This window comes from Lysobacter korlensis (genome assembly GCF_042434515.1).
Genome location: NZ_JBHLTG010000016.1, coordinates 1 through 22,424 on the forward strand (window position 1 = coordinate 1; position 22,424 = coordinate 22,424).

Here is a 22,424-nt window from a genome sequence, read left to right on the forward strand (position 1 = left end):
ACCCTGGAACGCGCCAAAGACCACGGGCCCACCGCGTTCGACAACCTCGCCCATCTCTGTGTGAAGCACCACAAGCTGAAAACCCTCACCGGGTGGACCTACCGGCACCTGGACCGGTTCGGCACCCTGGAATGGACCACCCCACTCGGCGAGCACTACATCAACGAACCCGCCGTCAGAATGCGCGGTGCACCCCACTTCGACGACGCCATCCGACAAGCGCTCCTGGAACACGACCCACCACCACCAGACAACCCCGACCGGATCCCCGACGACCGCTACGGCGAATCGCAAGCCGCATCCGACGACGAACTGAAAGCCCACCACGAACGACTTCCCGATGGTGTCTGGACGGCCGCCGGTCGACGGGTGTAGCAAGGACCCACGAGACGCTCGCGGGGGTCGACGATGAGGATTCGAAGAGGAATCGCAGGGCTGACGCTCGGGGATCCGGCGGCGGCGAGCACCGAGCCGTGGCATGAGGTGCTCGACACGTACGCGCGGGGCGTGCAGCTCATGAAGGATCTCGACGAGGCGGGGCCACCGACGCCGCAGTCGTGGATGTGGGCGGCGAACACCCACGGCATCGACCAGTCCACCCAGTGGCGGCCAGCGTGGGCGCAGTGCGCCCACCAATCGCTCTTCTTCCTGCCGTGGCACCGGGCCTACCTGGCGTGGTTCGAGCGCACGATTCAGGAGCTCACCGGCGACGCAGGCTGGGCGCTGCCCTACTGGGACTACTCCGACCCGGAGTCGAACCGGGTGATCCCGCCGGAGTTCACCGTGGAGACGCGCACCGTTGACGGGAGCGTGCAGCAGAACCCCCTCTTCTCGCCGAACCGTTCCAGGGACCCGCTTCCGGAGCAGGACGTGAACGTCGTCTTCGCGCTGGGGCAGCCGCGGTACGTGCTCGAGCTCGAGCGGGGCTTCGGCGGAGTGCTTCCGGACCAGTACGACGGCGCTGTGGAGCTGCTGCCGCACAACTTCCTCCACGGCGACATCGGTGGCGAGGACGGCGTCATGCGGTCGCCGGCGACCGCGGGCCGGGACCCGATCTTCTGGCTCCATCACGCCAACATCGACCGGCTGTGGGAGGTCTGGCTGTCGCTGGAGGGCTCTGTCCGGCTCACCGACCCGGATGCCGCAGCAGGAGCTCCCGTGGCGGAGTGGCGATCCGCGCAGTTCTGGTTCGGCGACGAACAGAGCCCGGCCGTGTACGCCATGGCCGACGTCGAGAACCTCGACAGCGCCAAGATGGGCTATCGGTACGAGTCCATCGAACTGCCGGCCGCGATCCTCCAGCAGGTCACGGGCACCCGCGCGGAAGTGCTTGCGGCGACAGGAGGGCGGATGACCTTGGACGAGACGGCACCCCGGTGGAGGCCCGTCGCAGCCACCTTCGATCTCACGTCGGGTGAGGAGCGGGACGTCCGGTTCGAGCGAGGGCCGCGCGGCCTGGACGAAGCCCCACCCACCCGGCTGATGCTCGACCTGGGCGCGACCACAGCCCACGATCCGCACAACGCGTACGTCGTGGAGGTCCGGACCTCGCCGACGGCGGAACCGCACATCGTCGGGCGGTTCTCGACGTTCGGCCTCGCCGGAACGCCCGACGACGAGGTGCGCAACTATCTGGTCGACGCGTCGGCGGCGCTGCCGGCGCTCCTAGCGGAAGGATGGACCGGCGCCGAGCTCACCGTCCGGGTGATCCCCGAGGCGGGCCGCAGTGACAGTGCGAACGCGGACAAGGCCATCCACATCGGTCAAGTCACCATCTACGTCCAGTAGCCATGAGCGTGCTGGAGCTGGTGCCTCAGTCCCTCCGACCCGGAGCTCCGCGCGCCGGCCGCGCCGGCCGCGGCCTGCTCGCAGGGTCGGCGCTGGCCTGGGTCGCGCTGCTGTTGCTCTGGCTGCCACTGGGCGTGAGCGGCGCCGATCCTCACGCGCATCACGCTGTGCCTGGTCCGTCCGGCGGCGCGCCGGCTCTCGATGCGTGGTCGCCGGCCTGGGCAGGCGGCTGGATGCTGATGGTCGCGGCCATGATGTGGCCCTTGCTCGTGCCCACCGTTGATCGGGTCGCGCGATCCGCGTATCCGAGCTGGCGGGTCGGGCTGGCGGCGACTGCCGTCGCCGCCTCGACCGCTCTCTGGCTCGCGCTCGGGCTTGCTGCCGCGTCGGTGGCGCAGGTCGCCTCAGTGCCGGCCGGAAGCGTGTGGTGGCAGCTGGCATTCGTCCTCGTCGCAGCGGGAGCCTGGCGTTCGGCGCGGCGCACCCGCCTGCTGTGGCGGTGCGTCAAACTGCCGCCGGTCGCTCCGGGCGGCCTCCGCGGTGTGCGGGACGCCGCCGGGGCGGGTGTCGTCGCGTGGCGACGCTGCGCCGCGCTCTGTGGACCACTCATGATCGCGATGGTGGTGGGACACGATCCGGTCGTCCTGGTCGCAGCAAGCCTCTCGGTCTGGTGGGAAGCCAGGCATCCGCGCGCCTGGCGCGATCCCGTCCCGCTGCTGTTGATCGGCGTGGCCGCCCTCGGCGCGGTCGGTGGGGAGTTCATGACGCCATGAGCCGTTCGGGCACGGTCGCGGAGGTGTCCCTGCTCATCCAGGACGCGGGGTTGCAGGTCGAGCATGGGATCCGCGGCGGTGCGATCCGCGAGACCAAGCTGCTCGAGCTGCCCGACGGGGCGAACGACCGGTTCCTGGACGGCCCGGCGTGCCGCCGAGTCGCCGTCGTCGACTTCGACCCGGCGACGTCCGCCCCGTTGCCCGCGCCTGCGCGGTTCGTCCTTCCGCAGAACCCTGGCACCACACGGGGATCGTTCCCGATCGGCGAAGACCCGTTGTCTCCCGCCACGCTGGCGGTCAACGCCTTCGGCATTGTGTTCCAGACGATCAAGATGTTCGAGGGCAAGGACGCGCTGGGCCGGCAGGTGGACTGGGCATTCGGCGGTGAACAGCTCCTGATCGTGCCTCGGGCGGGGGAGTGGGCGAACGCGTTCTACGAGCGGGCGACGAGGAGTCTGCAGTTCTTCTGGTTTCCCGGCGACTCGGGATCGACCGTGTACACCGCCCTGAGCCGCGACATCGTGGCGCACGAGACCGCGCACGCCCTGCTCGACGCGGTCGTGCCGTCCCTGTACGACAGCGCGACTCCGGAGTCGATCGCGATCCATGAGTCCGTCGCCGACATGGTCGCCGTGCTGATGGCACTCGACAGCGACGAGTTGCGGACCAGCGTCCTCGCACGCTCGGGGAACGACCTCAGCGAGGCGAACGCGTTCAGCAGGATCGCAGAGGAGTTCGGCACGTCCCGGCTCGGACCCGGAGGGGTGCGGCGCACCGAGCTGCGTGAACTCGCCAACGATGCAACCCGCGCGAGCCTCGCGACGGCGCCCCCACACCTCCTGAGCACGTTGCTCTCCGCGATTCTCTACGACAGCCTGGCGCACATCTTCGACGCCCGCTTCCACAGCGAGCTCGACCGCCTGCGGGACGACGGCGAGCGTCAGACGCCGGCCCAGGCCGCGAATCGGGCGCTCGGCACCGCGCACCTCATCTTCCGCAGGTTGCTGCTTCGCGCGATCGACTACCTCCCACCGGGGGAGCTGTCCTTCGCCGACGTGGGCCGGGCGACGCTCGCCGCGGACCGCGCGGCCCTGCCGGATGCGGACGCGGACGACGAGATCCGCCGGCGCCGTCAGGACTTCGCACAGCGGTTCGTCGATCGTGGGCTCCTTCCGGAGCGGGATGCCCTGAACGGCCGGGTGCCAGGGGAGCTGGACGTCCCGGCAGCGCAGTTGCCCGGGCTGCGGGACAGCGACTACCTCGCCTATGAGTACGTCGGCCGGCACCGCGGAACGATCGGGATTCCCGACGGCATCCCATTCACGGTGCTGCCGCGCGTCGATGCGACGAAGCGTGTCGGCCGGAAGGACACCCCGCCGCAGCGGGAGCTGATCCTCAAGGTCGGGTGGAGCCACGTGGAGCCCGCTCGGATGCCGAACGGGACCTCGAAGGACCGGCTCGTCCCGACCGGCGCGACGGTGAGCTTCGCCTGGGGAACCGGCGAATGCCTCGCTCTGGTCGTGAGCGACATCGCAAGCCGGCAGCACCAGCACGCACGCGACCAGCTGCTGGTGCAACTGGAATCGGACGGACTGCTCGACGAGTCCGCATCAGGACCGGCAGAACGGCTCGGAGTCGACGACTCCGGCGCGTTCGTCACGCTCTCGCGTACCCACCGGCTGCTGCACCTCGAGGGGTGGGACGATTGAGCGAGCTCGTGGTGCGCGCCTACAACGTCGGGTTCGGCGACGCCGTGCTGGTCTCCATCCCGGAACGGAACGGAGGTCGGGGTGAGACGATCCGGCATCTGCTGATCGACGTGGGGAACCTGTTGACCGGGGCGGCGAACGCCGACGCGGTATTCCTCGACGTGGTCCAGGACATCATCGACCGCACCGGGGGCGAGGTCGACCTCTACGTGATGACGCACGAGCATCTGGATCACGCGCAGGGCCTGCTGTCGGCCTTCCGGAAGGGGATCAAGCTGGGAGCGAGGTACGCCTGGCTCACCGGTTCGGCGCATCCTGAGTACTACGAACGCAACCCGCAGGCACGCAAGCGGAAGCTGGAGACGGAGCGCACGCTCGAAGACGCCGGCAGGGCGCTGGAGGCGGCACCCGACCCCGAGCTGGAGCTTCTGCTGCGGAACAACTCACCCCTGCATGCCTCCGGCAAGCTCGGACTGACCACGGGGGACTACATCGACCACCTGCGCACGCTCGCTCCGGCCGACCGCACCCATTACGTCGACCGCGCGACGGCGATCGGGCGGAAGCATCCGTTCCGTGAGGCGAAACTGCGAATACTCGCCCCCGAGCCGGACACCACCACGTACTACGGCCGTTCATTCCGCGGCGGAACGCTCACCGCCCACGCGGATCAGCCGGCGCAACCCAGGACCGGTCGCGGCAACGTGCCTGAACTCCACGAACCGCCCGCCGGTGTCGACCCGGGGGCGTACTTCGACCTGCTGCGGTCCCGGGCCAGCGGGCTCCGGGCGAACCTGCTGGAAATCGACGCGGCGAACAACAACACGAGCATCGTGCTGCAGATCGAATGGCGCGGGTGGCGACTGCTGTTCCCGGGCGACGCGGAGCTGAAGTCTTGGCGCACCATGAACACGCTGGGACTGCTCCAGCCCGTCCATCTGATCAAGGTCGCCCACCATGGCAGCCACAACGGCACATTCGAGGAGCTCTTCGATCGTCTGCTGCCACCGCAGACCCCCGACGATCGCGACCGATTCGCACTGATCTCGACCAGCGACGGCAGCTGGGAGTCGGTGCCAGACGAGGAGACCCTGGACTTCTACCGCAGCCGCTGCACCCTCCTCGACACTCGGACGGTGCCGAGGGGAGAAGCGATCGAGGTCGTGCTGCCCGGCTAGTCGTGCGGGCCCGTCGGCATGCTGATGAAACGGGCGCGCCCGCACCGGTGGCGACGAATTCCGGACACGCACGCGCGACTTTCAGCCGGAGGATCGGAATCATCGACTTCGGGCTTGACCTCAACTGAACTTCAGGTTTTAACGTCCTTCTCGTGCCCTCGCCAGAGCGGCATCACCGGCGGATCAGCACCGCCGGGCGAGCGGAAGGAGAACGGTGTCACGCCCCACATCGGACGCTGAGGTCGTCGTCGTCGGCGGGGGTCCTGTCGGCCTCGCCACGGCAGCCCTGCTCGGGAGGCTCGGGCACGAGGTGATCCTGGCGGAGCGACGGCACGCTCCCACCGGCCTTGACGAGTCGCGGGCGATCACGTGGATGCCCGAAGGGCTGCTGTTCGCCGACCACATGGGCATCACCGGCGCCCTTCGGGCCGACGCACTCGTCCGGACCGCTCACGAGTTCCGCACCAGCCCAGACGGCCCGGCGATCCTGGATCTTCGGCTCGACAGGCTTCGCCACCGGCATCCGTATTCCCTGAACCTGGCTCAGCACCACTCGGAGGTCGCGCTCGAGCGCGCCGTGCACGAGACGCCCGGGGTGACGGTGCTTCGCGGGTTCACCGCCGGGGGAATCGACCAGGACGAGAGCGGAGTGACCGTCGAGGGCGTTGCTGCAGACGGGCAGCCGACGACCCTTCGGGCGCGCTTCGGCGTGGCCGCCGACGGAGCGGGGAGCACCAAGCGCGGGGCGGCACGCCGGCTCGGCATCGACCAGGACTTCCGTGACTACGGCACGTTCAGTGCGGTGGCGGATGTGGAGTTGACTGCGGACCCGGACCGAGCCGATCGGTCGTGGGTCGCGCTCGACCCTCGGCGGCCTATCGGTGCCTTCGCGTTCGGGCCCCGCCGATGGCGGCTCATCTACCGGGTCAACGAGGGCGACGATCGTGCTGACGTGGTGTCGCCGGCGTTCGTGGAGGAGATCCTCCGCCAGGCATATCCGCACGCGACGGTGACACGTCACCTGTGGGCGAGCACCTTCCGGCTCGGACAGGGTCAGGCGATGCACTACGGCTCCGGCCGGTGGGTGCTGGTCGGCGACGCGGCCCATGCCATGGGTCCGAGCGCGGGTGCGGGCATGATGGTCGGGCTGCTCGGCGCCTGGCGGCTGGAGTCGGCGATCTGCCGGCACGGCATCCCGGACTGGGGAAACGCCGTGCGGGAGTACGAGGCCGCGCAGCGCCAGGCGTCACTGCGCGTGCAGCGCGGCAACGCCATGATCTTCCGCAACATCGCGATGCGCAACGGTGCGCTCGCATCCCTGCGGTCCGCAGCGCTGACCGCGGCCGGCCGCGTGCCGGCCGTCGCCGACCGCATGGCGCGGAAGGAAACCCTGGCGGGGCTCGCACCGGCCGAAGCACCGGCCCCAGCCCGGACCGACTGACCAGCGCCGCCGTTGGCGCGAACCACCCGATCGGCGCACCGGCGCCGGCGGTCGATCCTGCGCGAACGAACGCGCTCGATGAAAGGAAAGAGGAAGAGATGAAGGTCATGATCACGGGCGGCTCCGGCTACATCGGTTCAGCCGTACTGAGCCGGCTCGTGGAGCACGGGCATCAGGTGCAAGCCGTGGTGCGGAGCGCACGGTCCGCCGAGGCGGTGACCAGGAAGGGCGGCACGGCGCTGCTCCATGACGTCACCGACGTCGAATGGATGACCGGGCGGCTCCGGCAGACGGATGCGTTCGTGCACACGGCGTCGCCTCAGGACAGCGGAAGCGCTCAGTTCGACGACGCCATTCTGGACGCCGTCACAGCGGCATACGCCGGCACCGAGAAGCCGTACCTGCACACCGGCGGGGTCTGGGTGTGGGGCGACTCGCAGCACATCACCGAGGCGAGCGAGCGGCGACCGGCGCGACTCGTCGCCTGGCGGCCGGAACGTGAGGCGCGGGTGCTGACCTCGGGACTGCGGGCCAGCGTCATCGCACCGGCGGTGGTCTACGGCAACGGAGGCGGCCTCACCAATCTGATCGTGCAGCGGCCCACGGCGACCGACGGGGTCGCGCTCCTGCTCGGGAATGGGGAGCAGCACTGGACCACGGTGCACGTGGATGACCTGGCCGACCTCTACACGCTGGCCCTGGACCGCGCGCCGGGCGGCGAGACCTACATCGGCGCCAGCGGCGAGAATCCCACCGTCCGGGAAATCGCCGAGGCGGCCTTCGCGCCGGGCACGCCGCTCCGCGGTGAAGGCGCTGCGGCGACCCGCTTGTGGCTCGGTGCCGACTTCGCCGACGCCCTGCTGCTGGATCAGCAGGCCACCGGCGCCCGGGCGCGCTCCGCGCTCGGCTGGAGTCCCACACGTCCGAGTCTGATCGCCCAGCTCACCGCAGACCGGGCGCCCGCCCACGCATGAGCGGCATGCGGTCCGACGACTCGAAACACGAACCGGAGTGAAGCAATGACCATCTCGACTCTTCAGCGCGCCGAAGAACGCGCAGCCACCGGCCGGCCGGCCGACACGCCGCAACGGATACAGGGGCATGCGATCGGATTCTGGCTCGTCGCTTCCGCATACCTGGCGACCATGGCCTTCGCAACAGTGCCGACACCGCTCTACCCGCTCTATCAGCGGGAGCTCGGATTCTCGACGCTGACGATCACGGTCATCTTCGCCGTCTACGCAATCGGTGTGCTGGCCAGCCTGTTCCTGGCCGGGCATCTCTCCGACTGGATCGGCAGACGAACGGCGCTCCTCACCGCGCTTGCCATCCAGCTGATCGCCGCGGTGCTGTTCCTCTTCGATCCGGCTCTGCCCCTGCTGATCGTGGCACGTCTCATCTCCGGCGTCGGGGTGGGGATGCTGACCGCGACCGCCACCGCCTACCTGCAGGAGTTGCATCGGGCGAGTCGTCCGCACGCCGGCCCGAAGCGGTTCGAGGTGGTGTCGACCGCCGCCAACCTGGGCGGACTGGGGATCGGTCCGCTGTTCTCCGGCGTCCTCGCCGAGCACGCCGCGTGGCCGCTCTTCACGCCGTACCTGTCGCTCGGACTCGTGCTGATGCTGGCGGCCGCAGCCGTCGCGTTCGTGCCGGAGACCGTGGCCACGCGAAGCCTCCGGGGCTCGTACCGCCCGCAGCGGATCAGCGTCAATCGCGAAAGCATCACCGGCTACGCCGCAGCCGTCGGCGCGGGCTTCGTCGCGTTCGCGGTGTTCGGCGTGTTCAGCTCTGTCGCACCCGGGTTTCTCGCCGGCGAGCTGAGGCTGACATCTCCGACGCTCGCGGGGATCGTGACGGTCGTGGTCTTCGGCGGAGCCGCCGCGGCGCAGACACTTCTCGCCGGGCTCACCCCGCGTCGGCAGCGGAATCTCGGTGTGCTGGCGCAAGCGGCCGGACTCGTCGGGTTCGTCGCCGGGATGCATGTGGCGAGCTTCGGCGTCTTCCTCCTCGGCGGTCTCCTCGCCGGAGCCGGCTCGGGCATCCTCTTCAAGTCGGCGGTCGGATCGGTGGCGGCGATGGCGAGGCCCGGACGACGGAGTGAAGCCCTGGCTGGGCTGTTCCTCTTCTCCTACCTCGGCCTCGCCGTGCCCTCCGTCGGACTGGGACTCGCAACACTCGCTCTCAGCGCCACCGTCGCGATGAGCTGGCTCGCCGCGCTGCTCCTCGCCGCTCTGACGGCGATCGCGGTGCTCGGGAGAAGCGGCGCCACGCCGGTCCGGTCGTCCGCGGGATCCGCTGACCCGCGCTCGCCTGTCCAGGCAGCGACGCGTCCCTTCGGTGAACCCGGCTTGCGCCGGCAGACGGTGCTCGCGCTGACCGGCATCCGGCCGGAGGCCGTGCTCTTCTCGGTCTCGAGCGACCAGTCGCAGACGCGCCGCTCATGAGAGCGGGCGGACGGGTGATCCGGCGTCGCCTACCCTGTGTGGGTGGATCGGCAGCGAAACAGCGTGGGTGACCTCCCCGGTGGCCTGAGCGCCTTTCCCATCACTCCGGTGACCAGCGCCGGTGTGGACCTCGAGGCGTTCCAGCGGATCGTGGTGCGTCTGGTGGCCGCTGGTGTCGACTCCATCGGGGCGCTCGGCAGCACGGGCAGCTCCGCGTATCTCTCTCGCGAGGAACGGCGTGCCGTGGCGGGTGCGGCAGTGCGAGCCGCCGCGGGCGTGCCGGTTCTGGTCGGGATCGGAGCACTTCGCACGGACGATGTGCTGCGGCACGCTGATGACGCGCAGGTCGCCGGCGCGGCAGCGGTGCTGCTCGCGCCGGTCTCATACCAGCCGCTCACCGACGACGAGGTGTTCGGCCTGTACGAGGACGTGAGTGCCCGATGTGCTCTGCCGCTGTGCGTCTATGACAACCCCGGGACCACGGGATTCACCTTTTCCGACGAACTGCACATCCGCATCGCGGCACTGGCGACCGTTGCCGCAGTCAAGCTGCCGGGGATGGGTTTCGATGTCGCAGCCGAGCGTCTCCCGCGCCTCCGGGAGGCCTTCCCCCACGGGGTGTCGATCGGCGTGAGTGGCGACTGGCTCGCCGCCGACGGTCTCTTGGCAGGCGCGGACACGTTCTTCAGCGTGCTGGGCGGGCTGTTGCCGCACCCGATGCGTGCGCTCACGCGCAGCGCGCAGTCCGGGGATGCGCAGACCGCACGGGCGATCTCGGCAGAGTTCGAGCCGTTGTGGATGCTGTTCCGCCGGTACGGCAGCATCCGCGTGGTGTCGGCAGCGGCGGAGCTCCTCGGCCTCTCAGCAGCACCGAACCTGCCGCGTCCGCTGCTGCCGCTCCCAGCCACCGGCCGCGAGGCGCTGGCAGCCCTCCTTCCGTCCCTGACCGAACGGCGCTGAGGCAGGCGTTCACCCCCCACTCACGTCGGCGCCGCCCGTGCACGGGGACGGGACCTTCGGCACTTGGGGGCATGGCGATGCCGGGCCAGGCTCGGGCGCATGACATCGACAACGGCACCCAGAGATCCGGCAGCAGGGCCCGCCCCGTCCCGCGGCGGCGTGGTCCTCGGCGCCATCCTGCTCGCGCTCGGCATCCTCATCTCATTCGCCGGAGGCGCCGTCCTCACGGCCGGCATCCTGGCCGCGTCGGCCGATTCGCTGCGCGACGACGACGGATTCTTCACAGCGCCCAGCGAGACCTTCACCACCGACACGTACGCGCTCACGTCTCCGTCGGTCGGCCGGCTGACGGTCGACCGGGGAACGGTGGACCTCCCATTCGAGCTCGCGACCATCCGGCTGCAGGCCACGGACGCCGGCTCGGAGGTGTTCCTCGGGATCGGCCCGCAGGCCGAGGTGGACCGCTTCCTCGGGAACGTCGAGCGGACGGAGATCCGCGAGCTGCGGTATTTCCCGTTCGAGGTCGAGTATCGCGACCTGCCCGGCGATCAGCCGGCCGGTGCTCCGCTCGAACAGGACTTCTGGGTCGCGTCTGCGACGTCCGGCGACGGTGCGCAGCCGCTCGAGTGGAGCATCGCACCGGGAGACTGGGCCATCGTGATCATGAACGCCGACGGCAGTCCCGGGGTCACCGTAGACCTTCAGGCGGGGGTGCGCAGCGACCTGTTCGCACCCGCCGTGACGACGCTCCTCGTCGTCGGCGGTCTGCTGCTGCTCGTCGGCATCCCTCTGCTGGTGATCGGTGCCGTGACCCTGGGTCGCGGTCTCGCGCAGGCCGGGTCCGGTCCGGCCGGGACCTCTGGGGCGGAGGGCAGGGCCGGAGCGCCGGCGGCGCTTCCCGGCCGGTATCCGGCGGAGGTCGTCGGGGTGCGCGACCCGCAGCTCTCTCGCTGGCTGTGGCTGGTGAAGTGGCTGCTCGTTCTGCCGCACTACCTGATCCTCATTTTCCTCTGGCTCGCGTTCCTCGTCACCACCGTGATCGCCGGATTCGCGATCCTCTTCACCGGGCGCTACCCGCGTTCCCTCTTCACCTTCAACGTCGGCGTGCTCCGCTGGGGCTGGCGGGTGGGCTTCTACGCGTATTCCGCGCTCGGGACGGACCGGTACCCGCCGTTCACGCTGGCGAAGGCGGACTACCCGGCCGATTTCGACGTCGTGTACCCGGAGCAGCTCAGCCGCGGTCTCGTGCTCGTCAAGTGGTGGCTGCTCGCCATCCCGCATTACCTGATCCTCGGCGCGATCAGCGCCGGCTCGACGAGCCGGTGGATGGACGGCGACGGATGGGGCGCCGTCAGCAACGCCGGCATCTCGCTGGTCGGGGCGCTCGTGCTCGTGGCGGGCTTCGCGCTGCTCTTCGCCGCACGATATCCGCGCGGCGTGTTCGATCTCCTCGTCGGGATCAACCGGTGGACCCTTCGCGTGATCACTTACGCGGCGCTGATGCGGGACGAGTATCCGCCGTTCCGTCTGGATCAGGGTCCGTTCGAGCCGGCCCCCACCGACCTCGTCCCACCGGACGACGCGACACCTGCCGGCGCCGCCGTCGGGAACCCGGTGGCAGACCATCGGCAGCCGGTGGGCTGACCGCTCGCACCGGGAGCTTCGCCAGGTCGGTGCGGGGCCGCGACCCGTGCCGGTCGCGGCCCCGGGGGGCCCGCAGGTCAGCGCGCGCTGCCGGCGCGGCGGGGAACCGCGATCAGCGTGAACACGGCGAGCACCAGCAGCACCCCGGTCAGGGCGGTGAAGGCCTTCGGGTATGCGGTGAGCAGCCCGGCGGCGGTGGTCAGGTTGCCGCCGACCGTCGTCAGCAGCGCGACCCCGAGCGCCGCACCGACCTCGTGACCGGTCATCATCAGACCGGACGCAAGACCCGCCTCCTCGCCCTTGATGCCGCCCATCGCGGCGACCGAGATGGCGACGAACATCGGGCCGACACCGAGCCCGAGGACGACGAAGCCGGGGAGGACGTCGGTGAGGTAGCCGGAGTGCTCGCCCACGTGGATGAGGAGCGCCGCACCGAGCGCCGTGACGGCGAGCCCGGCGGCCATCATGCTGCGGGGGCTGACCCGGCCGAGCAGTTTCCCGGCGGTGGCTGCCGAGACGGTGATGACCAAGGCCAGGGGCAGGAACTGCAGCCCGGTGACCAGCGGAGAACCACCGAGCACGCCCTGCAGGAACAGGGAGTTCAGGAAGATCGCTCCCACGACGGCGCCGGTGACGCCTGCCATCACGGCGGTGGCGGAGACGAGCGAACGGACCCGCCAGATGTGCGGGGGCACCAGGGGAGTCGTCGCCCGCTTCTCGATCCATGCGAACGCGGTCAGCAGCGCGGCCCCGGCGGCGAGTGCGAGCAGGGTCATCGGCGAGGTCCATCCCTCGGCGCCGGCGTGCTCGATGCCGAGCACCAGAGCGACAAGACCCAGCACGGCCGTGATCGCGCCGGGCAGGTCGAGGCGGCGGATGCTGGTGAGCGTGGTGACACCTGCGGGAACCGCGCGGAGCGTCAGCGCGAGCACGACGACGCCGATGGGGATGTTGATGAAGAACACGCCCTGCCAGCCGAGCAGGGTGGTGAGCGCGCCGCCGAAGAGGACACCCGCCGCGATGCCCATGCTGCCGATGGTGCCCCAGACGGCGAGCGCGGTGGTGCGCTGCCGGCCGGCGTAGGCGGTCATCACGATCGCCATCGCCGCCGGCGTGAGCATCGCGGCGCCCATGCCCTGCGCCGCCCGGGAAAGGATGAGCATGAGAGGCGAGCCGGCGAGGCCGCTGAGCAGCGAGGCGGTGGTGAACACGCTGAGGCCGATCACGAACATCCGCCGACGGTCGATCAGGTCGGAGAGCCGGCCGCCGAGCAGCAGCAGTCCGCCGCTGAGCAGCACGTAAGCGCTCACCGTCCACTGGTAGTCCCCGCTGCTGAAGCCGAGTGCGGCGCCGATGCTCGGCAAGGCGACGTTCACGACGCTGACGTCGAGGATCACCATGAACTGCGCGAGGAGCATGAGGCCGAGCACGAGCCAGGAACGGCGAGGTGCATCGTCGCCGGACGGGCGCGCGAGGTGAGTAACCTGCGGGCTCTCCGGCGTGCGGTGGCCGGAGGAGGGCGGCGCGACGTTCGCGGGTTCGACGCTGCTTCCGTGTGACATTCGTGCTCCTTCGAGTGGTCGGGGTGAGCGGACGGTTCCCACACTCCGCCTCCGGCCGGGAGCGTCGCGTCGGCGAAATCGCCGGGGTCGCGCAGCCGCCGGCGCGGTCAGCGCGGCTGCGGTCGCAGCCCGTTCGGAGTGCCCTTTCCGGCGATCACCGCGGAGAAACCCGGCGATTCGGCCGGTGCGGCGCAGTGCCCGCTGCCCGGAACATCGATGCATGCCCAGCCGGCACGACCCGGTTCGCAGCATCCGGGCATCCAGACGATCCAGCAGGAGAGGACGAAGCAATGAACGCAGTCGGTGTCAACCCGGATGCCTGGCTCAGGGTCCAGTCGGTCCAGGGCGCGCAGCTCGCCGCCCGGAGGAGCGCCGCCACGCGCACGAGCACCGGCCGACGCCCGCGCCCGGGACTGCGCCGGCGCCGTGCGGCCGCCGGCTTGTGACCAACCAGAACCAACGGAACGAAAGGGAATCGATCGTGAAGCAACCAACCGCCCGCCGACCGCGACTGAACGTCGCAATCGAGGCTCGCGGCCTTCAGAAGGCGTACGGGACGGGGGAGACCCTCGTCCGCGCCTTGGACGGCGCCTCGCTCGCCGTGGAGAGAGCGAAGTTCACCGCCATCATGGGGCCGTCCGGCTCCGGCAAGTCCACACTCATGCACGTTCTGGCTGGTCTTGACACCGCGGATGCCGGTCAAGTCCTGCTCGGCGACGTCGACATCACCGCCCTCAGCGAGCGGAATCGCACGCTGCTGCGCCGGGAGCGGATCGGCTTCGTCTTCCAGAGCTTCAATCTGGTGCCGTCCCTCACGGCCGCCGAGAACATCGCCCTGCCGCTCGCGCTGGCCGGGCGGAAGCCGGATGCCGCGTGGCTGCGGGAGCTCGCCGCGGTGCTCGGCATCGAGCACCGGCTGACGCACCGGCCCGCCGAGCTGTCCGGCGGGCAGCAGCAGCGGGTCGCGGTGGCGCGGGCCCTGCTCGCCCGGCCGGCCGTCGTGTTCGCGGATGAGCCGACCGGGAATCTCGACTCCCGCCGGGGGGACGAGCTGCTCGGGCTGCTCCGCCGTGCGGCGCACGACTTCGGGCAGACCATCGTCATGGTGACGCACGATCCATCGGCGGCCGCGCACGTGGACCGGGTTGCGTTCCTGGTGGACGGACGCGTCGTCGACGAACTGGCCGACCCGACGGTGGGCGCCGTGGTGGCCACGCTGGCGAGCCTCGAGGCACCGGCGCTCGGGAAGGGTGCGTGATCCGGATGCTCCGGTTGTCTGTCCGGCAGGTGCTCGCCAAGCCCCTGCGACTGGTGCTCACCTTCCTCGCCGTCGCGCTTGGGGTGTCGTTCATCTCCGGAAGCCTCGTGCTGACGGAGACCTCGCAACAGCTCTTCGACGAGCAGTTCGGTGTCGCCACCGGCGGCTCCGACATCACCGTGCGCAGCGCCGCCGCCTTCGGCTCGGCCATGGGTGTCGAGGTCGAGCGCGATCCGCTGCCGAGTGATCTCGCCGGCCGGGTGGCGGCCGTCCCCGGTGTGGAGCGCGCCGTGCCAGTGGTCGAGGGGCAAAGTCTGCTGGAGTTCCGCGGCGAGCCGATCGTGCCCCAGGGCGCGTCGATCCTCACGTCGTGGTCGGGGACCGCAGGCGCCTACACCGTTCAGAAGGGGCGCGAGCCCCGCGCCGACGGCGAGGTGATGATCGATTCGGCGACCGCGACCGATGCCGGGATCACGCTCGGCGACTCCGTCCGCATCCTCGCCGGGAGCCGTCCGGCCCTCACGGTGGTCGGTCTCGCCGGCTTCGGCGACGCGGACGGTGTGCCGAACAGCACGGTCGCGATCACGACCCTCCCGGTCGCCCAGGACCTGCTCGAGGTCGGGAACGACGTCACCGACGTCCTCGTCGCTGCGTCGCCAGACACACGCACCCAGGAGCTCCAGCGGAACCTGATCACCGAGCTCGGCGCCGGGTTCGAGGTGGTCTCGAACCAGGACCTCGCGTCAGCCAGCGCGGAAGCGGCGAAGGAGAACCTCGGCTACCTCCAGGTGGCGCTGCTTGCGATGGCGGGTGCTTCGCTGCTCATCAGCGCGTTCCTCATCGCCAACACCTTCTCCATCGTGATCACGCAGCGGACCCGGGAACTGGCGATCCTTCGCGCCGCCGGAGCGACCGGCCGCCAGGTCACCGCCTCCGTGCTCGCCGAGGCGGCACTGATCGGGGTCACCGCGTCGCTCGCCGGCGTGGGCCTCGGCCTCGGGATGTCGCTCCTGCTCCGGGACCTCGTGTCCGCGGCGGGCATGCCGCTTCCGCAGGGACCGCTCGTGATCTCGTTCACGACCGTCGCGGTCGCGCTGGCGACCGGTGTGGTGGTCAGCGTGCTGTCGGCCCTGGCCCCGGCGCGGATGGCCGCCGGTGTCTCCCCGGTGACGGCGCTGCGGGACAGCAGCGCCGAGCGTCCGCGCATCCGTCGGATCCGTCTGGCGGTCGGGGGAGTGCTGCTGGCGCTCGGAATCGGGTCGCTGCTCACGGTCGTCGCGGGCGCCCCGGAACTCACGATCGCGGGCGGGGCGATCCTGATCGTGATCGGGGTTGTTCTGGTCGGTCCCGCTGTGGTTCCGGGTCTGGCCCGGCTGCTCGGCGCCCCGCTTCGTGCGCTTGGCCCGGCGGAGCGGATGGGGTCGGAGGGGCTCGCCCAGTCGCCGCGCCGGACCACGAAGACGGTCGTGTCGCTGGCGCTGAGCCTGGCCGTCGTGGTCTTCGTGCTGCTGGTGGGCAGCTCGATCACCGGAGCGATCCGCGAGACCTTCCACGAGACGATCACCGCGGACCTGACCATCGAGAGCACGCGCGGCGAGATGCTCGGCGGGCTCCCGATGGAGGTGCACCACCACGTCTCCGAGTCCGACAGCGTGGCGGTCGCGTCGCGCCTGCAGTACGGGCACTGGAAGGACGGCGAGGTGGTGCGCGCCCTCACCGCGGTCGACCCCGACACCATCGGGGACGTCACCGACGTGCAGATGACCGAAGGCCGACTGCAGGACCTCGGCCTCGGTGAGATCCTGCTGGCCGAGCACCTGGCGGCGGACGAGCGCCTGGCGGTGGGCGACGCGTTCGAGATGACCTTCGCGAACACCGGGGAACAGCACCTCACGGTCGCCGGGTTCGTCAGCGACGCCGACGCTCAGGTGCTGAGCACCGACTACATCGTCTCGCTCGACACCTACGACGAGCACTTCGCCGAGCACGTCGACGCCAACGTCTTCGTGGGGCTCGCCGACGGGGTCGTCGTGGCGGACGCCAAGGAGGAGATCGAGGAGCTGCTGAGCGAGTTCCCGACGGCCGAGGTGCGCGACCAGGATGCGGCGGCATCCGGCCGGGCCACCATGGTCGAGCAGATCATCGGCCTTGCCACCGTGCTGCTGATGCTGGCCGTCGCCATCGGGCTGATGGGCATTGCCAACACGCTGGCGTTGTCGGTGAGCGAGCGGAAGCGTGAGATCGGCCTGCTCCGCGCGGTCGGCATGACCCGCGGGCAGCTTCGGCGGATGCTCCGTGCGGAGGCGATGCTGATGGCGCTGCTCGCGGTCGTCGTCGGGTTGCTGCTCGGCGGGGCGCTCGCCCTCACCACGGTGTCGGCGCTCTCCCGCTCCACCCCGATCACGCTCGAAGTGCCGCTGGCCGCTCTCGCCCTGCTGGCTGGCGGAACCGTGCTCGCCGGCCTCGTCGCCGGTGTGGCGCCGGCGCGGCGGGCGGCCAGGCTCGACGTGCTCGACGCCATCGCGGAACGCTGACGGAACGGAAGGGGCCGCTGCCTGAGCAGCGGCCCCTTCCTGCTGTCCCATGCCCCGCATTCTCCGCGGTGCTCCCCGTTTCACGCGCGCTGGGACGGCCCCTGCTGCGGGGAGCCCAGCGACCGGATGGCGGCGACGACGACCCTCGCCATGCGCTTGCGGATGAGATGAGCCTCGCCGTTCACCCTGTGCACCGTGACGTGTCGCATCCGCTCCACGATCCGAAGAGCGCCGGGTACGAGGAGCGGGTCGAAGGTGCCGTACACCACATGGATCGGTGCATCCGTGGCCGCCACATCGGTGATCACCGTCTGCGTCTCGATGGCGTGCTCCAGGGAAAGCACGAACGCGTCCCAGTTGTGCTCATTCACCTCGAGCACGTTCTTGATCGGCGACATGCGTGCGAGCAGGGCGGCGTTGCGCATGGTGAAGGTCTTCTTTCGCCGCAGGAAGTCATACACCCGGCCGTACACCGTCATCGCGGCCCGGTCCTGCGGATCGCCGACGATCTCAGGCGGCAGGTAGATCGGCGGGCTCACCAGCACCAGGCCCACCAGGCTCGACGAGTGTGTGGAAGCGTAGCGGCTCGCGATGAGGCTCCCCATGGAATGGCCGACGAGGACGAACGGCTCTGCGATCCGCAGGCGACTGAGCGTGCGGGTGAGGTAGTCGACGTGCTCTTCAAGGGTGAAGGTCGAGGTCGGCGGCGCGGCCGAGCCCCCGAAGCCGAGAAGATCCACTGCGACGACCCGGTGGTCGGTCAGCAGCGGCACGACATTCTCGAAGGTCACGTACGAGGAGGCGATGCCGTGGAGCAGGACCACAGCCGGCCCGCTGCCCTGATCGACCGCGACGTGAAGCAGAGGCAGTCGCCGCCTCCGGATCCAGCTGGTCACGCCCACACGCCATTATCCCGGCGAACGCCGGAAGCGCCGCCCTGGCGACGCTTCCGGTTTCAACGGATCGTGGAGAGGGCGACCGCCCCGCGGAGATCGTTCGCGAACGCCTCCGGCTGCTCCCACGCGGCAAAGTGGCCGCCGGCCGCGTGCTCCTCCCAGACCCGCACGTCGAAGATGCGCTCGGCGAGCGCGCGAGGCGGCGGCAGCAGGTCGCGGGGGAAGACACTGACAGCAGTGGGCGCCTCGACCCGGCCGGCCTTCGGCGGTTCGCGGTGCGCGTACGGGCCGAATGACGTGCCGATCGCCCCGGTCACCCAGTAGAGGGTGATCCAGGTGAGCAGGTCGTCGCGCGGGAACACCGTCTCGACGTCACCGCCGCAGTCGCTCCAGCTGCGAAGCTTCTCGACGATCCAGGCCGCGAGGCCGGCGGGTGAGTCGCCGAGCGCCACGGCAAGCGTGTTCGGCTTCGTGGACTGCTCAGCGATGTAGCCCCCTTCGGCAGCCCGCCACTTCACGACCGACGCGACATAGGCCTGCTCATCGGCGGCCGACCGGCTGGGGTCCATGGCTGCCAGGTGGTTCAGCGGGACGTCGGTGAGGTGCAGCGCGCCCACGCGGTCCGGGTGGGCGCGGGCGATCGCCTCCGCGACGCCGCTGCCGATGTCACCGCCGGACACGACGTACCGTTCGCAGCCGAGGTCGGCGAGCATCTTTGCTATCGGTTCCGCCATCGCCTCCCGGGACAACGCGGCCGAGTCGGAGTACGGGTATCCCGGAAGACACGGCACCACGACCTGGACATCGGTGAGGAGGGGCAGCACCCGCGAGTACCGCAGGAACGAATCAGGCCACCCGTGCAGGAGCACCACCGTTGGGGCGGCCGGATCCTCGGCCCGCTGATACACCGCGCGGACACCGTTCGCGGCGCGCACCCACGGCAGCGCCAGCAGACGCGCCTCGGCTGCTCCCCAGTCATACTCGTCGGCCCAGTAGGCGATCAGCTCAGCGAGGTAGGTGGGATCGGTGCCGAGCTTCCAGCCGCCCGGCAGGCCGGCGACCAGCCGCGTCTCGCGCAACCGGGACCTGAGCCGGTCCAGCAGCCGGCCATCGGCAGGGTCGGGCGCGTCTCCCATCGATCCACCTCCACGCTTGGCGGGATCTTCCCCGAACGGTCGAGTCGTGTCGACCGTAGCCCTCCCGTTCCGCAGGGGCTACAGCCCCTCCGCGATCTGCCTGATCACGGCCAGGCGGCGGTCCCACTCACTGCCGATGGCATCGAGTCGACGGGCGGTGGCGCTGAGCTGTGATCCGATCACCCGGTATTGCACCTCTCGGCCCACCCTTACGGATTCGACGAGGCCCGCCTCCTGCAGCACCGCCAGGTGCTTTGCGATCGCCTGGCGGGTGATCGGCAGGCGTCCGGCGAGGGCGGACGCCGAGGCGTCGCCCTCGCCGAGGGCGGCCAGAATGCTCCAGCGGGTCTCGTCCCCGAGTGCCGCGAACACCGGCACCAGCGTCTCCACCGTCACGAGGAGCCGTCCTCGAGCAGGGCGACCAGCTTGTCGAGCTCTTCGTCCCAGCCGGTGCGGTGGCTCTCGAGGTTGGCGGCCGGGTCTGAAGTGGTCTCGAAGCCGGTCTCCACGACGGTGAGCCGGGTGCCGTCGGGCACCGGCTCGAGGGTGAAGGTGAATACCGTCGAGTGGTCGTCGTCGACCTGCGCGGGAAGCCCTTCGCCCGCGTCGTCGTTGCTCCAGCGGTACGACACCATCCGCTGCGGTTCGAGCGCCTCGATCCGCAGCGGGACGGCGCCGTAGTCGGGAAACGTCAGCGTGCCGCGGGTGCCGACACCGGCACCGTCGAAGGTCGCGTGGCCGAACCATCTGGAGATGTGCTCCGGCTCGGTGACCGCTGACCAAACCTTCTCGATCGGGGCGGCGATCCGGATGGTGCGCCGCACGGTGAATTGGCTCTCGTCGATGACGGAGGACTGGTTGGGGGTCTCGCTCACGATGGTTCCTTTCGTTGGATTGTCGGCATCACGAAGCAGGTGTCGGTTCCGCCACGCCGGAAGATCCGGCAGTGATCGCAACGGGCCGGAGGAGGCGGGTCGCCCACGCGACGGCGACGGCGATCACAGCGACCCCCGCGCCGGTCAGCACTGCGGCGGGCACCCCGGCTGCGCCGATCGCCGCCCCGCCGGCGAACGAGCCGAACGCGATCCCGGCGTTGACGGCGGACGCGGGCAGGGAGGACGCCAGCGGCGCGCCGGGGCCTGACAGCGCGACGACGCGGTGCTGCATCGACGGCGCCATGCCCATTCCGAACAGCCCGATGCCGACGATGGCGAGCCCCGCGACGAGCGGGTGTCCGCCGAAAAGGAACAGCGCCGCCAGGGACCCGGTCAGGCCGATGGTGCCCAGAAGCAGCGAGCGGGCTGCGCCGGAGTCGGCGAACCGGCCGCCGCCGATGGAGCCGATCGTGGTGGCCAGACCGTAGGCCAGGAGGAACACGCTCAGCGCCGGGCCGGAGACACCCGTCGCGTCGTTGAGGAACGGCACCACGTAGGTCAGCGCAGACTGGATCGCGACGAAGATCAGGCAGCTGAGCACGAGCATCGCGAGCACGCGCGGCGCGAAGGCGTGCCGCGCCTGGCCGATCGCACGGCTTCCGGCAGAGGCAGGCACCGATGGCAGCACGACGATCGCGACCACCAGCAGAACAGTGCCGACTCCGACGACGGCGACGAACGATCCCCGCCAGCCGACGGCCTGGCCGAGCAGCGTGCCGACCGGCAGCCCGAACGCGCTCGCCGTGGCGAAACCGGAGATGACCAGGGCCATCGCGCGACCCGTCCGCTCGGGCGGCACGATCGCCGTGGCCGTCACCATGGCCGCCGCGATGAACAGACCCTGCACCGCACCGATTCCGACACGGGCGGCCAGGAAGAGCGCGTAGTCGGCGCCGAACGCCGGCAGGAGGTTCGCCGACACGAACGCGATCGTCGCGCCGAGCAGCACGGTCCGGCGATCGAGGCGCGTGGTCGCGAAGGTCAGCAGCGGGCCGCCGATCGCGATGCCGAGGGCGTTCGCGGTCACCAGCGCGCCGGCAGCAGGGACCGGCACCTCCAGATCCGCGGCGATCCGGTCGAGCAGCCCGACGACGAGCATCTCCGCGCAGCCCATCGTGAACGCCCCGGTGAACAGGACGGCCAGCACAAGGCGCGTGCGTGCCGGGGTGTACCGCGAACCCATCATCCGCCTCCGAACGTCGTTGCAACCCGATAGTTGCATATCCGGGACAACAGCGCAACCTGAGGGTTGCACATGGCTGTTGGGCGCGTGCGGGCTGTCCGTTCACTCCGCTCTGATGCGAGGGTGGGCGGCTGGGAGTACATTTCCGGCATGCCGGAGCCGATCGACGCGTGGTGGGCCAGGCGGCAGTTCTCCCGCGGCCGCGACGTGCCGTACGAGGTGGGAGCGTACCGGGCGGCCTGGGCGCCGTTTCCCGTGCTGATCCGTCAGTACCACCCGGATCTGAATCACGGCATCGCGCTCACTCAGATCCCGCCGGCGGCCGAGGTGTGGCTGCAGTGGCAGTGCGATGCGGGGCACATCTTCGTCGCGACCCCGGAGGAGCAGCGCATGCGGCCGGGCCGGGAACGACGGCGCTCGTCCTGGTGCCCGGACTGCGCGGCCGCGGCGAAGCCCCTGCCGGTTCGTGCGGCCGCCGGGGCGGCACCGCCGGCCAAGCGGCCACGGCCCACCGTGGAGCTGTGCGGGCGGACGCCCGATCTGCCGGTGGGGGAGCCATTCCGGAGCGAGTGCGCGCCCAAGCCCGCGTCGTCGGTCGAGGCGGAGCTGCGGCTGGAGCTCGCGGAACGGATCGCCTTCACCCCTGGACTCAACGCCGTCCGGGTGCGCCGCCCGTTCTTCGAGCACCTGGAGGTCTGGCCCGACATCGTGATCCCGGAGCTCCGAGTGGCGGTGGAGTACGACAGCACCGGACGGCACGGGCTCGAGCACGTCGGGAAGCGGGAGGCAGCAGACCGGCGCAAGGACCGGACCCTGCGTGCCGCCGGCTGGGAGGTCGTCCGCATCCGCACCGGCCGCCTCGAGAAGCTGGGCCCGCACGATCTGCAGCTGGCCGGGCTGAACCGGCGCGCGTACGAGCGGATCCTCGAAGAGTTGAGAGACATCCGCGGCGCCCTGTTCGTCGACGCGTACCTGAGGTGACG

Annotated in this window: 20 protein-coding genes; 14 read left to right on the top strand and 6 right to left on the bottom strand. The window is 70.4% G+C overall.

Features of this window, described 5'->3' with window-relative positions:
• From ACFFGH_RS32670 to ACFFGH_RS32715, 10 genes are all read left to right on the top strand, one after another.
• A partial coding sequence (locus ACFFGH_RS32670) for a hypothetical protein (protein WP_386676784.1) occupies positions 1–375 on the top strand: 375 nt, incomplete at its 5' end.
• Between the two features lie 33 nt (positions 376–408).
• On the top strand, positions 409–1,788 hold the full coding sequence (locus tag ACFFGH_RS32675; protein WP_386676785.1) for a tyrosinase family protein: 1,380 nt from the start codon (positions 409–411) through the stop codon (positions 1,786–1,788).
• A 2-nt stretch (positions 1,789–1,790) separates the two neighbouring features.
• The gene (locus tag ACFFGH_RS32680; protein ID WP_386676787.1) at positions 1,791–2,561 is read left to right on the top strand and encodes a copper chaperone; all 771 of its coding nucleotides are present in this window, start codon (positions 1,791–1,793) and stop codon (positions 2,559–2,561) included.
• Positions 2,558–4,270, top strand: coding sequence for a gluzincin family metallopeptidase (locus ACFFGH_RS32685; protein WP_386676789.1), 1,713 nt, complete (start codon positions 2,558–2,560; stop codon positions 4,268–4,270). The genes ACFFGH_RS32680 and ACFFGH_RS32685 overlap by 4 nt, the downstream gene beginning before the upstream one ends.
• Positions 4,267–5,448 carry a ComEC/Rec2 family competence protein gene (locus ACFFGH_RS32690; protein WP_386676791.1) on the top strand — a complete coding sequence of 394 codons (1,182 nt, stop codon included), beginning with the start codon at positions 4,267–4,269 and terminating at the stop codon, positions 5,446–5,448. The genes ACFFGH_RS32685 and ACFFGH_RS32690 overlap by 4 nt, the downstream gene beginning before the upstream one ends.
• Positions 5,449–5,662: 214 nt before the next feature.
• Entirely contained in the window at positions 5,663–6,889 is a 1,227-nt protein-coding gene (locus ACFFGH_RS32695; protein WP_386676793.1) for an FAD-dependent oxidoreductase, read from the top strand.
• 98 nt (positions 6,890–6,987) lie between these two features.
• Entirely contained in the window at positions 6,988–7,863 is an 876-nt protein-coding gene (locus ACFFGH_RS32700; RefSeq protein WP_386676795.1) for an NAD-dependent epimerase/dehydratase family protein, read from the top strand.
• A gap of 45 nt (positions 7,864–7,908) precedes the next feature.
• Positions 7,909–9,333, top strand: a complete 1,425-nt coding sequence (locus ACFFGH_RS32705) for an MFS transporter (RefSeq protein ID WP_386676797.1) — start codon at positions 7,909–7,911, stop codon at positions 9,331–9,333.
• A 42-nt stretch (positions 9,334–9,375) separates the two neighbouring features.
• On the top strand, positions 9,376–10,293 hold the full coding sequence (locus tag ACFFGH_RS32710) for a dihydrodipicolinate synthase family protein (protein WP_386676799.1): 918 nt from the start codon (positions 9,376–9,378) through the stop codon (positions 10,291–10,293).
• 99 nt (positions 10,294–10,392) lie between these two features.
• The gene (locus ACFFGH_RS32715; protein ID WP_386676801.1) at positions 10,393–11,937 is read left to right on the top strand and encodes a DUF4389 domain-containing protein; all 1,545 of its coding nucleotides are present in this window, start codon (positions 10,393–10,395) and stop codon (positions 11,935–11,937) included.
• A 77-nt stretch (positions 11,938–12,014) separates the two neighbouring features.
• On the opposite strand, the gene ACFFGH_RS32720 is transcribed toward ACFFGH_RS32715, so the two are convergent.
• Complete coding sequence (locus ACFFGH_RS32720; protein ID WP_386676803.1) at positions 12,015–13,499, bottom strand: MFS transporter; 1,485 nt, start codon at positions 13,497–13,499, stop codon at positions 12,015–12,017.
• Positions 13,500–13,789: 290 nt separating this feature from the next.
• On the opposite strand from ACFFGH_RS32720, the gene ACFFGH_RS32725 reads away from it, so the two are divergent.
• The 3 genes from ACFFGH_RS32725 to ACFFGH_RS32735 are packed head-to-tail and all read left to right on the top strand — an operon-like array spanning position 13,790 to position 17,291.
• Complete coding sequence (locus tag ACFFGH_RS32725; RefSeq protein ID WP_386676805.1) at positions 13,790–13,945, top strand: hypothetical protein; 156 nt, start codon at positions 13,790–13,792, stop codon at positions 13,943–13,945.
• Between the two features lie 35 nt (positions 13,946–13,980).
• Positions 13,981–14,757, top strand: coding sequence for an ABC transporter ATP-binding protein (locus ACFFGH_RS32730; protein ID WP_446686188.1), 777 nt, complete (start codon positions 13,981–13,983; stop codon positions 14,755–14,757).
• 5 nt (positions 14,758–14,762) lie between these two features.
• On the top strand, positions 14,763–17,291 hold the full coding sequence (locus ACFFGH_RS32735) for an ABC transporter permease (RefSeq protein ID WP_386676951.1): 2,529 nt from the start codon (positions 14,763–14,765) through the stop codon (positions 17,289–17,291).
• An 80-nt stretch (positions 17,292–17,371) separates the two neighbouring features.
• Here the strand turns inward: ACFFGH_RS32735 and ACFFGH_RS32740 are convergent, their stop codons facing one another.
• The 5 genes from ACFFGH_RS32740 to ACFFGH_RS32760 all read right to left on the bottom strand — a co-directional run bounded on the left by ACFFGH_RS32740 (position 17,372) and on the right by ACFFGH_RS32760 (position 21,441).
• Complete coding sequence (locus tag ACFFGH_RS32740) at positions 17,372–18,187, bottom strand: alpha/beta fold hydrolase (protein ID WP_386676807.1); 816 nt, start codon at positions 18,185–18,187, stop codon at positions 17,372–17,374.
• 59 nt (positions 18,188–18,246) lie between these two features.
• Entirely contained in the window at positions 18,247–19,323 is a 1,077-nt protein-coding gene (locus tag ACFFGH_RS32745) for an epoxide hydrolase family protein (protein WP_386676808.1), read from the bottom strand.
• Positions 19,324–19,401: 78 nt separating this feature from the next.
• The gene (locus ACFFGH_RS32750; protein ID WP_386676810.1) at positions 19,402–19,719 is read right to left on the bottom strand and encodes an ArsR/SmtB family transcription factor; all 318 of its coding nucleotides are present in this window, start codon (positions 19,717–19,719) and stop codon (positions 19,402–19,404) included.
• Complete coding sequence (locus ACFFGH_RS32755; RefSeq protein WP_386676812.1) at positions 19,716–20,198, bottom strand: SRPBCC family protein; 483 nt, start codon at positions 20,196–20,198, stop codon at positions 19,716–19,718. Before ACFFGH_RS32755 ends, ACFFGH_RS32750 begins: the two co-directional genes overlap by 4 nt.
• Positions 20,199–20,226: 28 nt before the next feature.
• Positions 20,227–21,441 carry an MFS transporter gene (locus tag ACFFGH_RS32760; RefSeq protein WP_386676814.1) on the bottom strand — a complete coding sequence of 405 codons (1,215 nt, stop codon included), beginning with the start codon at positions 21,439–21,441 and terminating at the stop codon, positions 20,227–20,229.
• A gap of 150 nt (positions 21,442–21,591) precedes the next feature.
• Between ACFFGH_RS32760 and ACFFGH_RS32765 the strand changes: the two genes are divergently transcribed.
• Complete coding sequence (locus tag ACFFGH_RS32765) at positions 21,592–22,422, top strand: putative endonuclease domain-containing protein (protein ID WP_386676816.1); 831 nt, start codon at positions 21,592–21,594, stop codon at positions 22,420–22,422.
• Positions 22,423–22,424 lie beyond the last annotated feature (2 nt).